This is a genomic window from Pseudomonas sp. LARHCG127 (assembly GCF_052871455.1).
Map to the genome: position 1 here is coordinate 300,766 of NZ_JBIXJT010000002.1, position 15,384 is coordinate 316,149.

The 15,384-nt window shown below is 62.2% G+C and carries 14 protein-coding genes; 11 read left to right on the top strand and 3 right to left on the bottom strand.

Annotation, left to right across the window (positions count from 1 at the left end):
* Positions 1-201 precede the first annotated feature (201 nt).
* The 11 genes from tssA (at position 202) to ACIPQ1_RS04860 (ending at position 13,159) form a co-directional block, all read left to right on the top strand.
* On the top strand, positions 202-1,233 hold the full coding sequence (gene tssA, locus ACIPQ1_RS04810; RefSeq protein WP_250962948.1) for a type VI secretion system protein TssA: 1,032 nt from the start codon (positions 202-204) through the stop codon (positions 1,231-1,233).
* Between the two features lie 81 nt (positions 1,234-1,314).
* Positions 1,315-1,821, top strand: coding sequence for a type VI secretion system contractile sheath small subunit (gene tssB, locus ACIPQ1_RS04815; RefSeq protein ID WP_003177230.1), 507 nt, complete (start codon positions 1,315-1,317; stop codon positions 1,819-1,821).
* Between the two features lie 2 nt (positions 1,822-1,823).
* Positions 1,824-3,320, top strand: a complete 1,497-nt coding sequence (gene tssC / locus ACIPQ1_RS04820) for a type VI secretion system contractile sheath large subunit (protein ID WP_122567584.1) — start codon at positions 1,824-1,826, stop codon at positions 3,318-3,320.
* 223 nt (positions 3,321-3,543) lie between these two features.
* On the top strand, positions 3,544-4,032 hold the full coding sequence (locus ACIPQ1_RS04825) for an Hcp family type VI secretion system effector (RefSeq protein WP_250962946.1): 489 nt from the start codon (positions 3,544-3,546) through the stop codon (positions 4,030-4,032).
* 81 nt (positions 4,033-4,113) lie between these two features.
* The gene (locus ACIPQ1_RS04830; RefSeq protein ID WP_207966139.1) at positions 4,114-4,563 is read left to right on the top strand and encodes a type VI secretion system amidase effector protein Tae4; all 450 of its coding nucleotides are present in this window, start codon (positions 4,114-4,116) and stop codon (positions 4,561-4,563) included.
* Positions 4,563-5,000, top strand: a complete 438-nt coding sequence (locus tag ACIPQ1_RS04835; RefSeq protein ID WP_446533672.1) for a hypothetical protein — start codon at positions 4,563-4,565, stop codon at positions 4,998-5,000. The genes ACIPQ1_RS04830 and ACIPQ1_RS04835 overlap by 1 nt, the downstream gene beginning before the upstream one ends.
* Entirely contained in the window at positions 4,994-5,506 is a 513-nt protein-coding gene (gene tssE, locus ACIPQ1_RS04840; RefSeq protein ID WP_039593609.1) for a type VI secretion system baseplate subunit TssE, read from the top strand. Before ACIPQ1_RS04835 ends, tssE begins: the two co-directional genes overlap by 7 nt.
* On the top strand, positions 5,503-7,362 hold the full coding sequence (tssF, locus tag ACIPQ1_RS04845; RefSeq protein ID WP_250962943.1) for a type VI secretion system baseplate subunit TssF: 1,860 nt from the start codon (positions 5,503-5,505) through the stop codon (positions 7,360-7,362). Before tssE ends, tssF begins: the two co-directional genes overlap by 4 nt.
* Entirely contained in the window at positions 7,326-8,375 is a 1,050-nt protein-coding gene (gene tssG / locus ACIPQ1_RS04850) for a type VI secretion system baseplate subunit TssG (protein ID WP_198796199.1), read from the top strand. Before tssF ends, tssG begins: the two co-directional genes overlap by 37 nt.
* Complete coding sequence (gene tssH / locus ACIPQ1_RS04855; RefSeq protein WP_186729959.1) at positions 8,368-11,058, top strand: type VI secretion system ATPase TssH; 2,691 nt, start codon at positions 8,368-8,370, stop codon at positions 11,056-11,058. The genes tssG and tssH overlap by 8 nt, the downstream gene beginning before the upstream one ends.
* A gap of 160 nt (positions 11,059-11,218) precedes the next feature.
* Complete coding sequence (locus ACIPQ1_RS04860; RefSeq protein WP_411385970.1) at positions 11,219-13,159, top strand: type VI secretion system Vgr family protein; 1,941 nt, start codon at positions 11,219-11,221, stop codon at positions 13,157-13,159.
* Between the two features lie 206 nt (positions 13,160-13,365).
* Here the strand turns inward: ACIPQ1_RS04860 and ACIPQ1_RS04865 are convergent, their stop codons facing one another.
* The 3 genes from ACIPQ1_RS04865 to ACIPQ1_RS04875 are packed head-to-tail and all read right to left on the bottom strand — an operon-like array spanning position 13,366 to position 15,384.
* Entirely contained in the window at positions 13,366-13,629 is a 264-nt protein-coding gene (locus ACIPQ1_RS04865; RefSeq protein ID WP_186710278.1) for a hypothetical protein, read from the bottom strand.
* A gap of 19 nt (positions 13,630-13,648) precedes the next feature.
* Positions 13,649-14,914, bottom strand: a complete 1,266-nt coding sequence (locus ACIPQ1_RS04870) for a PAAR domain-containing protein (RefSeq protein WP_411385971.1) — start codon at positions 14,912-14,914, stop codon at positions 13,649-13,651.
* Positions 14,915-14,949: 35 nt separating this feature from the next.
* Positions 14,950-15,384 (bottom strand): DcrB-related protein, encoded by a 435-nt coding sequence (locus tag ACIPQ1_RS04875; protein WP_411385972.1) that lies wholly within the window; start codon positions 15,382-15,384, stop codon positions 14,950-14,952.

Sequence of the window (15,384 nt, forward strand, 5' to 3'; positions counted from 1 at the left end):
ATACACAGGCGAAATAGCTTACCTTGACAAGCGATAAGTACTACACCAAAAATGCACAACTTCTTGAATATACATGATGGCACTTTAAAATCATCGCAGATCTAAAGGGCCATTACCTTCAAGGAACATGTGGAGTTTCATCCGAAACTTGCGTGTGAACTGCCCGACTTCTTCAAGCGGGTGATAGGGAGATCGATCCAAGTGGATGTGCCTTTGCTGCTCGCCGCCGTTTCCGCGACTTCGCCGTGCGGTGAAGACCTGGAATATGACGCGGATTTCCTGCGCCTGGAGCGCGACTCCCGAGGCCAACCCGAGCGCAGCATGGGCGACTCGATCCTGCCTGCCGAACCGCCTGAATGGCGCAGCATCCAGCAGCAGAGCCTGGACTTGCTTGCGCGCAGCAAAGACCTGCGCATCACCCATTACCTGATGCAAAGCTCACTGGCCCTCGAAGGCCTGCCGGGCATGGCCCGTGTGCTGACGCTGATCAGCGAGCTGCTCAAGCAATACTGGGCCGAACTGCATCCGCGCCTGGACGCCGATGACGACAACGACCCCACCGTGCGCATCAATGCCCTCGCCGGCCTGACGTCCGATGTCACCATCCGCCTGCTGCGCGAAAGCATCCTGACCCGTTCGCGCACCTTCGGTGCCGTCAGCCTGCGCGCCGCCGCCAATGCCAGCGGCCTGCAAAGTTTCCCGGATGAAAACCTCGGCGCCGAACAGCTCGCCGGGGCCCTGCTCGACAGCGATCCCGAACAGTTGGAGATCACCCGTGCCGCCCTGCTGGAAGCGCGCAGCGCCGCCGAAGCCATCGAGCAGCAGGTCAGCGACCAGGTCGGTTCCGCCCAAGGCGTGGACCTGGGCCCGTTGAAGCAACCGTTGAAAATGGCCCTGCAGATTCTCGGTCAGTTCGCCCCGCAGAGCGGCGACAGCGCCCAGGCCGAGCCCGTCAGCGACGACAGCGCAGCGCCCACCGAACATGCAAGTGTCACAAGCGCACAGCGTAATACCAGCACCATCAGCGGCGACATCAACAACCGCGACGACGTGCTGCGCAGCCTGGACCGGATTCTCGCTTACTACACCCGTCATGAGCCCTCCAGCCCGCTGCCGGTGCTGTTGAACCGGGCCAAGAATCTGGTGCACGCCGACTTCGCGGCCATCGTGCGCAACCTGATTCCCGACGGCATGAGTCAATTTGAAAACCTGCGCGGCCCAGACAGCGAATAAAAAGCGAGCGGATCACGCAGTCACGTCACCGGCACCCCCGATGACGCCAACACCGTCGCTCAAGCGACCAGGAGCAGCAACGTGGCGAAGCAAAGTTCTCAGAAATTCATCGCGCGCAACCGCGCGCCTCGAGTGCAGATCGAGTACGACGTCGAGCTCTACGGCGCCGAGAAAAAGGTCCAGTTGCCCTTCGTCATGGGCGTCATGGCCGACCTCGCCGGCAAGCCCGCCGAGCCTCTGGCACCGGTGGCCGACCGCAAGTTCCTCGAGATCGACGTCGACAACTTCGACTCGCGCCTCAAGGCCATGCAGCCGCGCGTGGCGTTCCATGTGCCTAACGAACTGACCGGCGAAGGCAACCTGAGCCTGGACCTGACGTTCGAAAGCATGGACGACTTCAGCCCGGCGGCCGTCGCCCGCAAGGTCGACTCGCTGAACAAGCTGCTCGAAGCGCGCACCCAATTGGCCAACCTGCTGACCTACATGGACGGCAAGACCGGTGCCGAAGAAATCATCATGAAGGCGATCAAGGACCCAGCGCTGTTGCAGGCCCTGGCGAGCGCGCCGAAGCCAGCACAGGACCAATGATCATGACTGACAATACCGCCCGCGAAGGCGTGCAGAACCTGGGCGCCACCCAAGAAACCAGCGAGTTTGCGTCCCTGCTGCTGCAAGAATTCAAGCCCAAGACCGAGCGTGCCCGCGAAGCCGTTGAAACGGCCGTGCGCACCCTGGCCGAGCAGGCCCTGGCGCAGACCGACCTGGTGTCCAACGACGCCATCAAGTCGATCGAATCGATCATCGCCGCCATCGACGCCAAGCTCACCGCCCAGGTCAACCAGGTCATCCATCACCCGGACTTCCAGCAACTGGAAAGCGCCTGGCGTGGCCTGCACTACCTGGTCAACAACACCGAGACCGATGAGCAGCTCAAGATCCGCGTGCTCAACATCTCCAAGACCGACCTGCACAAGACCCTGAAGAAATTCAAGGGCACCGCGTGGGACCAGAGCCCGCTCTTCAAGAAGATGTACGAAGAAGAATACGGCCAGTTCGGCGGCGAACCTTACGGCTGCCTGGTGGGTGACTACTACTTCGACCAGTCGCCACCAGACGTGGAACTGCTGGGCGAACTGTCGAAAGTCTGCGCGGCCATGCACTCCCCATTCATCGCTGCGGCTTCGCCGACCGTGATGGGCATGGGCTCGTGGCAGGAACTGTCGAACCCGCGCGACCTGACCAAGATCTTCACCACTCCGGAATACGCCGGCTGGCGCTCGCTGCGTGAATCGGAAGACTCGCGCTACATCGGCCTGACCATGCCGCGCTTCCTGGCGCGCCTGCCGTACGGCGCCAAGACCGACCCGGTGGAAGCCTTCGCCTTCGAAGAAAACACCGACGGCGCCGACAGCTCCAAGTACACCTGGGCCAACGCCGCCTACGCGATGGCCGTGAACATCAACCGTTCGTTCAAACACTTCGGCTGGTGCTCGCGCATCCGTGGCGTGGAGTCCGGCGGCGAAGTGGAAAACCTGCCAGCCCACACCTTCCCGACCGACGACGGTGGCGTGGACATGAAGTGCCCGACCGAAATCGCCATCTCGGACCGCCGTGAAGCGGAACTGGCGAAGAACGGTTTCATGCCGCTGCTGCACAAGAAAAACACCGACTTCGCGGCCTTCATCGGCGCCCAGTCGCTGCAGAAACCGGCCGAATATGACGACCCGGACGCCACCGCCAACGCCAACCTGGCCGCGCGCCTGCCGTACCTGTTCGCCACCTGCCGTTTCGCCCATTACCTCAAGTGCATCGTGCGCGACAAGATCGGTTCCTTCAAAGAGAAGGACGAGATGCAGCGCTGGTTGCAGGACTGGATCCTCAACTACGTCGACGGTGACCCGGCGCACTCCACCGAGACCACCAAGGCCCAGCATCCACTGGCTGCTGCTGAAGTGATCGTCGAAGAAGTCGAAGGCAACCCGGGGTACTACAACTCCAAGTTCTACCTGCGCCCGCACTACCAGCTCGAAGGGCTGACCGTGTCGCTGCGCCTGGTATCGAAACTGCCTTCGGCCAAGGGCGCGTAAAGCTTTACTGAGCGGTACAAGGGCCAATGTGGGAGCGAGCTTGCTCGCGATGGCGGTGGATCAGTTGTCATGAGCATGCCTGACACTCCGCTATCGCGAGCAAGCTCGCTCCCACAGGGGATCTTCAGTGGATTGGAGATCGCCTGCGTAACGTTCAACAGCAGTAATTTCGCAAGGTCAGCGTCAACCAAACAATGTGGTAAAGACCACACAGGGAGAAAACATGGCTGTTGATATTTTCATCAAGATTGGCGACATCAAGGGCGAGTCCATGGACAAGGCCCACAAGGACGAGATCGATGTCCTGAACTGGAGCTGGGGCATGTCCCAGTCCGGCAACATGCACGTGGGCAGCGGCGGCGGTGCGGGCAAGGTCAACGTCCAGGACCTGTCCCTGACCAAGTTCGTCGACAAGGCGTCGCCGAACCTGATGATGCACTGCGCCAGCGGCAAGCACATCGACAAGGTCAAGCTGACCGTGCGCAAGGCCGGCGGTGAAAGCCAGGTCGAGTACATGATCATCAACCTGGAAGAAGTGCTGGTCACGTCCCTGAGCACTGGCGGCTCGGGCAGCGATGATCGCCTGACCGAAAACGTCACCCTGAACTTCGCCAAGGTGCTGGTGGACTACCAGCCACAGAAAGCCGACGGCACCAAGGAAGGCGGTCCGGTCAAGTTCGGCTGGAACATCCGTCAGAACATCAAGGTGTAATCGAACACGCCCCCGGTGCCACGCGCCGGGGGTATTTGGTGCTTGCTCGAATCCAACCCTTTCCCACGTGGTATCTGAGTCATGGCCAAGCCTTCGTTTGTCAATTTGTGGAACAGCTATCCGCCCTACCCGTCCGCCACTCCGGCTTGTGACGGTCCCTATATCAACCAGTGCGCTATTCGTATGAGCATCGCCTTGTGCGGGGAAAAGACCTTACCGGTCAATACTTCGACTTATACGCTGGATCCCAAATGCGCCCATGGACATGCCCGCGGCGCGGAGTCATTGGCCAACTGGCTATGGAAGAAGAACCGCCTCGGCGCGCCGAAGGTCTACACCACCAGCGTGGCAGATCGCACAACGCTGATGGGCAAGACTGGAATCATCTTCTTCAAAGACTGCTACCAACAGAACAGCGACACTGCCGGCCGACCTACGGGTGATCACATCGACCTGTGGAACCGTGGCCTGACCAAGAGCGGTGATCTGTTCTCAAGATCCAAGGCCATCTGGTTCTGGGAGCTTTCGTGATGCACAGCCCTTTGTTTCTTGCGGCGCTGGCGGCAAGCCTCGTCAGTCTAAGCGCGTGCGCCGGGCAGGAAACAGCCACTGCGCCAGCCCCAATTCAAGCAGTCTTCGTCGGGCATCCGGTGAGCCTGACTGACGTTCAAGGTCGCTGTACGCTCGTTAAACCTGACCAAAGCCACCAGACGCTCGATATGGAATGGCCTTGCCAGTTCAGCCTGGGTCCGGACAAGCAACTGCGTGTGGAGACGTTCAACCAAGTGCCGATTTTCTTGGTCGAACGCAGCGAACACATGCCCGCTCCCAGCCGCGATTGCTTGACCAAAATTCAAGCAGTACGCCTGATCAAGGAGACACTGGAAGTCTCGGATGTGAGTCAGTTCGCCTCCTGCGGCCCTGGCCAATGGGATCAAAAAATGTATACGGCGCTCTTTCGGTGGTAACCGAAATTGCCACTCGCGATCGCCTGCAACCGTCCCTGCTGGACCGGTTGACCGACGACGATCCGACCAACCCCAAGGAAAGCGCCGACAAGCGCGTGCTCTCCCTGACCCAATTGAAGGCCTCGGTGCTGCGTGACCTGGCGTGGCTGCTCAACACCACCTCATTGCTCGACGCCGATGCCACGCTGCACACCCCGGCAGGCACTTCGGTGGTGAATTTCGGGTTGCCGGCGCTGGCCGGCAACAGCGCGTCGAACGTCGATGTCTCGGCCCTGGAAACCTTGATCCACCAGGCCATTGCCACCTTCGAACCGCGCATCCTGCGCCACACCCTGCGGGTGCGGGCCCGGGCGACGGCCGAGATGAACCACAACGCGCTGAGTTTCGAGATCGAAGGCGACCTCTGGGCCCAGCCGGTGCCGCTGCGGCTGATGCTGCAAACTGATCTGGACCTGGAAACCGGCCATGTGCGCGTGGTCAACGCCGACCAGCGGAGACGCCCATGAACCCGCGCCTGTTGGAGCTGTACAACCAGGAACTGCACCATGTGCGCGAAAGCGCGGCGGAGTTCGCGAAGGAATACCCTAAGATCGCCAGTCGGCTGACCTTGGCCGGCATGGACTGCGCCGACCCGTATGTCGAGCGCCTGCTCGAAGGCTTCGCCTACCTGACGGCCCGGGTTCAGCTCAAGCTCGATGCCGAGTACCCGACCTTCACCCACAACCTGCTGGAAATCGCCTACCCGCATTACTTGGCGCCGACGCCGTCGATGACCGTGGTGCAAATGCAGGCCGACCCGGACGAAGGCTCGCTGAGCAGTGGTTTCCCGCTGCCCCGCGACACCGTCCTGCGCGCCGCCCTGGGTCGCGAAACCCAGACCTGCTGCGAGTACCGCACCGCCCACGCGGTGACGTTGTGGCCGTTGCAGGTCAGCCAGGCCGAATACTTCGGCAACCCGTCCGCCGTGCTCGGGCGCCTGGCCGCCAGTGAGCCGAAAGCCAAGGCCGGCCTGCGCCTGACCCTGCGCACCGGCGCCGAACTGCCGTTCAACAGCCTGGCCCTGGACAACCTGCCGCTGTACTTGAGCGGCGCCGATGAGCAGCCTTTCCGCCTCTACGAACAACTGCTGGGCAATGCCTGCGCGGTGTTCGCCCGCAAGCCCGGCGGCGACTGGGTGGAGCGGCTGCCCCAGGATGCGTTGCGCTCGCGTGGTTTCGACGACGCCGATGCCGCGTTGCCGGTGGTGTCGCGGGCCTTCCAGGGCTATCGCCTGTTGCAGGAATACTTCGCCCTGCCCCACCGCTTCCTGTTTGTCGACTTCACTCAGTTGGGCCGTGCGGTCAAGCGCTGCGACGGCCAGGAACTGGAGCTGATCGTGTTGTTCGACCGTCACGATCCGAGCCTGGAAGGCAGCGTGGGTGCTTCGCAGTTCCTACCGTTCTGCACCCCGGCCATCAACCTGTTTCCCAAGCGCCTGGATCGCATCCACCTGTCGGAACGGGTCAACGAACACCACGTGATCGCCGACCGCACCCGGCCGATGGATTTCGAAGTGCATTCCCTGAGTGGCCTCACTGGCCACGGCACCGGGCCGGAGCAACCGTTCCTGCCGTTCTACGCCGTGCGCGATCCGTCCCGTTATGGCCGCGACCTGGCCTACTACACCGTGCGGCGCGAACCGCGCGTGCTGTCCAGCGACCAACGACGCAACGGCCCGCGCTCGACCTACATCGGCAGCGAAACCTTCGTCAGCCTGGTGGACAGCCAGCAAGCGCCCTACCGCCACGACCTGCGCCAACTCGGCGTGACCGCGCTGTGCACCAACCGCGACCTGCCGCTGTTCATGAGCGTGGGCAACGGCAAGACCGATTTCACCCTGGCCGACAGTGCCCCGGTGGGCGCCGTGCGCTGCGTGGCCGGACCCAGTCGACCCCGGGCCAGCCATGCCCACGATGCCAAGGCCTGGCGGTTGATCAGCCAGTTGTCGCTGAACTACTTGTCGTTGAGCGAACAAGGCCAAGGCGCCGCCGCCCTGCGCGAACTGCTGCGCCTGTACGGCGACAGCAACGACGCGGCCTTGCAATTGCAGATCGAAGGCCTGCGGGAAGTCAGCAGCAAGGCCTGCACCCGGCGCTTGCCGATGCCCGGCCCGATCGTGTTCGGTCGAGGCCTGGAGATCACCCTGGAATTTGATGAAAACGCGTTTCGCGGCACCGGGGTGTTCCTGCTCGGTGCGGTGTTCGAGCGCTTCCTGGCACGCTACGTGTCGATCAACAGTTTTACCGAGACGGTGATCCGTACCACCGAACGCGGCGAGATCATGCGATGGAAAGCCAAGCCCGGACGTCGTCCGACCCTGTGAGTACCCTGGAGGCGATGCACCAGGAACCCTGGGAATACGACTTCTTCCAGGCGTTGCGGCGCATCGAGTGCGAATCCCCCGAGCTGCCGCGCCTGGGCCATTCCCTGCGCCTGGCCGATGACCCGTTGCGCCTCGGGCAACAGGCCGACTGCACCTTCGCCCCGGCCACCCTCGCCTCGGTGCAACCGGGCGGCGACGGTACGCCGGCGCGCCTGGAGCAATTCTTTTTTGGCCTCGGCGGCCCCAACGGCCCGATGCCGTTGCACATCACCGAATACGTGCGCGAGCGCCAGCGCAACAATGGCGACAGCACCAGCAAGCGCTTTCTCGATGTGTTCCACCATCGCCTGCTCAGCCTGTTCTACCGGGCCTGGGCCGAAGCGCGGCCGACGGTCAGCCATGACCGTCCGGACGATGACTATTGGTCGGCGCGCCTGGCGGCACTCAGCGGCCGGGGCATGCCGAGCCTGCTCAACCAGGGGCTGATTCCCGACACGGCGAAGCTGCATTACAGCGGCCACCTGTCGGCGCAGACCCGCTACCCGGACGGTTTGAAGGCGATCCTCAGCGAGTACTTCGGCCTGCCGGTGGAGATCGAAGAATACGTCGGCCAATGGCTGGAACTGCCCGAGCGCAGCCGCGTCGGTGTCAACGCGCAATTAGGCGTGGACTTCTGCCTGGGCCGCTTCGTGTGGGATCGCCAGCACAAATTCCGCATTCGCCTGGGGCCACTCAAGCTCGTTGACTACATGGGCATGCTGCCCGGCAGCCAACCGTTCAACGAGCTGGTGGCCTGGGTTGCCGAATACCTGGGCCACGAGTTGGACTGGGACCTGAACCTGGTCCTGGAACAGCCCGAAGTGCCCGCACTACAACTCAATGGCCGTTTCCGCCTGGGCTTCAACACCTGGCTGGGACGTCCTGAAAAAGATGCCAACGATTTAATACTGGCCCGGCATTACGCCGAACAGGCCAACACCTCACAGACCTCAAGGAGCCATGAGCATGGGTGAAATCAGTCGCGCCGCGTTGTTCGGCAAACTCAACAGCGTGGCCTACAAAGCCATCGAAGCCGCCACCGTGTTCTGCAAGTTGCGCGGTAACCCTTATGTGGAACTGGCCCACTGGTTTCACCAGTTGCTGCAACTGCAGGACTCGGACCTGCACCGCATCATCCGCCAGTTCAACATCGAGCCGGCGCGCCTGGCCCGTGACCTGACCGAGGCATTGGATCGTTTGCCACGGGGTTCGACGTCGATCACCGACTTGTCCTCCCACGTGGAAGAAGCCGTGGAACGCGGCTGGGTCTATGGCAGCCTGATGTTCGGCGAAAGCCAGGTGCGCACCGGTTACCTGGTGCTGGGCATCCTCAAGACACCAAGCCTGCGCCACGCGCTGCTTGGCCTGTCGTCGGAGTTCGACAAGGTCAAGGTCGAAGCCCTGAGCGAACGCTTTGACGAATACGTCGGCGACTCGCCGGAAAACGCCCTGACCGCCAGCGACGGTTTCAATGCCGGCGCCGTGCCGGGCGAAGCCAGCGGCGCCATGGCCCCTGCCGCCATGGGCAAGCAGGAAGCCCTCAAGCGCTTCACCGTCGACCTCACCGAGCAGGCCCGCAGCGGCAAGCTCGACCCGATCGTCGGCCGTGACGAAGAGATCCGCCAACTGGTGGACATCCTCATGCGCCGCCGGCAGAACAACCCGATCCTCACCGGCGAAGCCGGCGTGGGCAAGACCGCTGTGGTCGAAGGCTTCGCCCTGCGCATCGTCGCCGGCGACGTGCCACCGGCCCTCAAGGACGTGGAATTGCGCAGCCTCGACGTGGGCCTGTTGCAGGCCGGCGCGAGCATGAAAGGCGAATTCGAACAGCGCCTGCGCCAGGTCATCGAAGACGTCCAGGCCTCGCCCAAGCCGATCATCCTGTTCATCGACGAAGCCCACACCCTGGTGGGTGCCGGTGGCGCCGCCGGCACGGGCGATGCGGCCAACCTGCTCAAACCGGCGTTGGCCCGCGGCACCTTGCGCACCGTGGCCGCCACAACCTGGGCCGAGTACAAGAAGCACATCGAAAAAGACCCGGCCCTGACCCGCCGTTTCCAAGTAGTGCAAGTGGCCGAGCCGTCGGAAGACAAGGCCCTGCTGATGATGCGCGGCGTGGCCTCGACCATGGAAAAACACCACCAGGTGCAGATCCTCGACGAAGCCCTGGAAGCCTCGGTCAAGCTGTCCCACCGCTACATTCCCGCGCGCCAGTTGCCGGACAAATCCGTGAGCCTGCTGGACACCGCCTGCGCCCGCGTCGCCATCAGCCTGCACGCCGTGCCGGCCGAAGTGGACGACAGCCGGCGGCGCATCGAAGCGCTGGAAACCGAGCTGCAAATCATCGCCCGTGAGCACGCGATTGGCGTGGTCATCGGCACCCGCCAGACCCACAGCGAAAGCCTGCTGAGCGCCGAGCGCGAGCGCCTGGCCGAGCTGGAAAGCCGCTGGGCCGAAGAGAAAACCCTGGTGGACGAACTGCTGGAAACCCGCGCGACCCTGCGCGAACGCGTCGGCGTGGTGGACAGCGAAGACAACAGCGAAGCTTCTGACAACGAAAGCCACCAACTGCGCGAGAAACTGGTGGACCTGCAACAGCGCCTGACCGCCCTGCAAGGCGAAACCCCGTTGATCCTGCCGACCGTGGATTACCAGGCCGTGGCCTCGGTGGTCGCCGACTGGACCGGTATCCCCGTGGGCCGCATGGCCCGCAACGAACTGGAAACCGTGCTCAACCTCGACCAGCACCTGAAAAAGCGCATCATCGGCCAGGACCATGCCTTGCAGATGATCGCCAAGCGCATCCAGACCTCCCGCGCCGGCCTCGACAACCCGAGCAAGCCGATTGGCGTGTTCATGCTTGCCGGCACCTCCGGCGTGGGCAAGACCGAAACCGCCCTGGCCCTGGCCGAAGCCATGTACGGCGGTGAGCAGAACGTCATCACCATCAACATGAGCGAGTTCCAGGAAGCCCACACCGTGTCCACCCTCAAGGGCGCGCCACCGGGCTACATCGGCTACGGCGAAGGCGGTGTGCTGACCGAAGCCGTGCGGCGCAAACCGTACAGCGTGGTGCTGCTGGACGAGGTGGAAAAAGCCCACCCGGACGTGCATGAGATCTTCTTCCAGGTGTTCGACAAAGGCGTGATGGAGGACGGCGAAGGCCGGGTGATCGACTTCAAGAACACCTTGATCCTGCTGACCACCAACGCCGGCACCGAGTTGATCGCCCAGGTCTGCAAGGACCCGCAGAACGTGCCCGAGCCGGAAGAGATCGCCAAGGCGTTGCGCCAGCCGCTGCTGGAGATTTTCCCGCCGGCCTTGCTCGGCCGCCTGGTGACGATCCCGTACTACCCGCTCAGCGATGAGATGCTCAAGGCCATCACCCGCCTGCAACTCAACCGCATCAAGAAGCGCGTGGAAAGCACCCACAAAGTCGCCTTCGACTACGACGATGCGGTGATTGATTTGATCGTCTCGCGTTGCACCGAAACCGAAAGCGGCGGGCGCATGATCGACACCATCCTGACCAACAGCCTGCTGCCGGACATGAGCCGCGAGTTCCTGACCCGCATGCTCGAAGGCAAGGCCCTGGCCGGCGTGCGGATCAGTGCCGTGGACAACGAACTGAAGTACGATTTCAGCGACGCGGCCTGACCCGAAGTAACACCGCATAACCCTGTGGGAGCGAGCTTGCTCGCGATAGCGCAGTCACATTCAACATCCATGTTGACTGACATACCGTTATCGCGAGCAAGCTCGCTCCCACAGTGGGTATTGGGTTCCTTCAGTTACTACCATTTGCACGGAACATTCGATGTTATTTAACCAAGCCACCCGCCTGGCCAAGATCACCAGCCCCCTCGGGCCCGAGGTTCTGCTGCTCAAGGACATGGGCGGCGGTGAAGAGCTGGGGCGGCTGTTCAACTACGAGTTGCAGTTGCATTCGCTGGACAACGCCATCGACCTCAACCAATTGCTCGGCAAGCCCATGTGCGTGAGCCTGCAGCTTGATGGCGGTGGCGAGCGCTACTTCCATGGCATCGTCGCCCGTTGCAGCCAGAACGTCGACCAGGGCCAGTTCGCCAGCTACCAGGCCACCTTGCGCCCGTGGCTGTGGCTGCTGACCCGCACCTCCGATTGCCGGATCTTCCAGAACCTGACCATCCCGCAGATTATCAAGCAGGTGTTCCGCGACCTGGGCTTTTCGGATTTCGAAGATGCCTTGAGCCGGCCTTATCGCGAGTGGGAATACTGCGTCCAGTACCGCGAGACCAGTTTTGATTTCGTCAGCCGTTTGATGGAACAGGAAGGCATTTACTACTTCTTCCGCCATGAGCAGGGCCGTCATGTACTGGTGATGGCCGACGCTTATGGCGCCCACGCCCCTGCACCCGGCTACGCATCGGTGCCCTACTACCCGAAGAATGAGCAGCAGCGCGAGCGCGATCATATTCATGATTGGCACCTGGCCCAGGAAGTCCAACCGGGTTCGTTGGAGCTCAACGACTACGACTTCCAGCGCCCGAGTGCACACATTGATGTGCGTGCGGCCATGCCGCGCCCGCACACCGCCGGCGATTATCCTCTGTACGACTACCCGGGCACCTACGTGCAAAGCGCCGACGGCGAACACTACGCCCGCACCCGCATCGAGGCCTTGCAGACCCTGCACGAGCAAGTCGAGTTGTCGGGCAACGCCCGGGGCCTGGGTTCGGGGCATTTGTTCAGCCTCACCGGCTTCAGCCGCCAGGACCAGAACCGCGAATACCTGATCGTCGGCGCTCGCTACTACCTCTCCCAGGAAAGCGGCGAGACCGGGGGCGGCGCGCCTTCAGCACAATTCGAAAGCAGCCTGACCTGCATCAATGCCCAGCAAAGTTATCGTCCCTTGGCGATTACCCATCGCCCGATCGTCAAGGGCCCGCAGACTGCGTTGGTGGTCGGGCCCAAGGGCGAGGAAATCTGGACCGATCAGTTCGGCCGGGTGAAGGTGCATTTCTATTGGGACCGTCACGACCAATCCAATGAAAACAGCTCGTGCTGGATTCGGGTGTCGCAGGCATGGGCCGGCAAGAATTGGGGCTCGGTGCAGATACCGCGCATTGGTCAGGAAGTGATCGTGAGCTTCCTTGAAGGCGACCCCGACCGGCCCATCGTCACCGGTCGCGTGTACAACGCCGAACAAACCGTGCCCTATGCGCTGCCCGCCAATGCCACCCAGAGCGGCACCAAGAGCCGTTCGAGCAAGGGCGGCACGCCGGCGAATTTCAACGAAATCCGCATGGAAGACAAGAAAGGCGCCGAGCAGTTGTACATCCATGCCGAGCGCAACCAGGACATCGTGGTCGAGGTAGATGAGAGCCATTCGGTAGGCCACGACCGCAATAAAAGCATCGGCCACAACGAAACCGTACGCATTGGCCAAGACCGACTGCGGGCCGTGCAGCGCAACGATGCCTTGGTCGTCGGCGGCACCAAGAGCGATAGCATCAGCACCCAATATCTCGTGGAAGCGGGCTCGCAGATTCGACTGGTGTGTGGCAAAAGCGTGCTGGAGTTCAATGCCAGTGGCGAGATCAACATCTCGGGCACCGCCTTCAACATCTACGCCAGTGGCAATGGCAACATCGACACCGGCGGCCGTTTGGACTTGAACTCCGGAGGCGCCAGCGAAGTGGATGCCAAGGGCAAGGGCATCAAGGGCGTTATCGATGCGGCAGTAAAAGCGTTGTTCCCAGCAAGGGCCAAACACTGAGGCTCATCGCCGGAGCAACCCTGGCTGCAACGCTGCTCATTTAAGTAAACGATGATCCCGTGGCGAGGGAGCTTGCTCCCGCTTGAGTGCGAAGCGCTCACCAAAGGGGCTGCTACGCAGCCCAGCGGGAGCAAGCTCCCTCGCCACGGGGTCTATCTACAGCCTCAACGTGAACAGCAGTGCCGCCTCACAGGCCCTTTCGACGATCAGATGGCCGTGCCGCGATTCGTTCCCGGCGCGACAATCAACAGCTCATCCAGTTCACGCTTTTTGCAGCGGGCCACAAACGGCAGCGCGGCGTCCGGGTCACGCTTGAACAGCTCGAAGGTCGCCTGATTGATTTCGTAGTATTCCTCGTAGTCGGCCATGCCATTGCTGACCGGTATGGACACGTAGAACCGACCCGAATCTTGTTCGATACCCACGGAAAACATGTGCTCGCGACTGACCAGAACATCTTGAAATTTCATAACTTGCCTACCTCTACCATCATAATGGCGTCCAACTGAAGTCTTTGGGCGAAATGCCCCCGGCATCGATGACCGCCTCGCTGGCACCGGTCGGCAGCTTGCCGCCAGGAATCCAGAATTCGTTGGCGCCGGCCTCGTTACCTGACGGAATCCGCAGGTTCATGTCTTTAGGCGCGGGAATATCGACCCGAACCAGCGTACTACTTTCCAAGGTATTTTCTGGCAGCCCCAGCGCCTTCTCCAACGCCCGCTTGTCACCCTTGGCATTGGCAACCAATTGATCGGCTTCAGCCTTGGGCATGAGGAATGTCGTGCCATCGCGCTGGGCGATGCCGTACTTGTCCAGGTTGGCCTTTGTGGTGAAGCGTGAGGCGCCGTTTTCGAACTGGGCCAAGTGTTCTTTCACATACTGGGGTGACAAGTACTTGTCGGCGTCGGGTCGCGAGCCTTTCGGCATGGCCAGGATATCGGCCTCGGTGACGCCAGGCTTGTACTTGGGCGGCGGCAGTTCGGCAGGCTTGGCGGCCTTGGCCATTTTCGGGCTCAGCCCCAGCATGGCCATGCCGGCGACACCTTGCAGCAGGTCCCGATAGCCAGGCCCCAGGCGGTCACCTAAATCGCCGAGAAGCTCCATGCCCCCCACGATCAACCCGCCCACCACCACGAATTCGACGAGCACGGCGATACCCGCCATGGCGGCCATGACCAACGCAGCACCTGCCGCCAATAGCCCCAACACTTCCAACCCGGAATGCATCCACCCTTCAAGGTCCAGGACAAACGCCACCGACACCGTCGGCCCGCCGATGAAGGTATTCGGGCTGCCCGTCTTGATGTGAGCGCCACAGACCATTTTGCTGTGCAGGCGCGCCGCCGGTTTGCCGTTGATGAACACCGTGGCGCTGCCTTCGGCGATCAACACCGGGAAGGGCCAGATCGGGTGGTTCATCGGCAGCCCGGTGCAGGACGACGAAACGTCTTCGCCCGCCCGCATGGCATTGCGGTCGTTGATGTAGACGTTGAAGCTGCCCATGATCAACGCCCCCGTGGTGGGTTCGGGCAGGTTGAAGATGGTGGAAAGGCCTTTGACGATCTGGAACATCGACAAGCCGCCAGCGGCAATCGAGCCGGCCATGATCGCCAGCGCCACACCGCCCGTGGCCACCGTCGCGGCAACGACCGCGGCGCCAATCAAGGCGCCGGCCACGGCTCCGGCGACCATCGCGGCCAACCCGAACCCGTGGGCTATTTCATCACCCAGACGTGCTGCAGCCTGTGCATCCATGATGTGTATGAGTACTCAGTGGGACGTGTCGATGCTCAGGCAATCGGAGGCTGTGGCTTGAACGAATGCATCGCCAGCTTCCAGGCCGGCTCGTGATAAGGGAAATCGTTCGGTGTAGTGGTCAAGGTGGTGATCAGCACCGCCGGCTTACGCTCGATGAACACCTGGCGCAGCATCAGTTCACGCCCCTCGCGTTGCCAGGTGTAATCCAGCAACGTGGTGGTGAGCCCCTGCAGCACCGTGTCCCAGCGCTGCACCAGCTTGAAGCCCGGCAGTTGCTGCTCGGCGCTTTTGAGCTGGCGGTCCACGTACTCGGCAAAGGGCGAGTCGCCCTGGGTGGCATCGCGGCTGATTACAAAACTGGCTTCTTTAGCGGGACCGACGGCCGGCAGCTTGAAAATATTGATGCTCTGGTCCTGCCAGGCATCGGGAATTTCGAGATCGGCTTCTTGAATGCGGTAAGAGGTCAC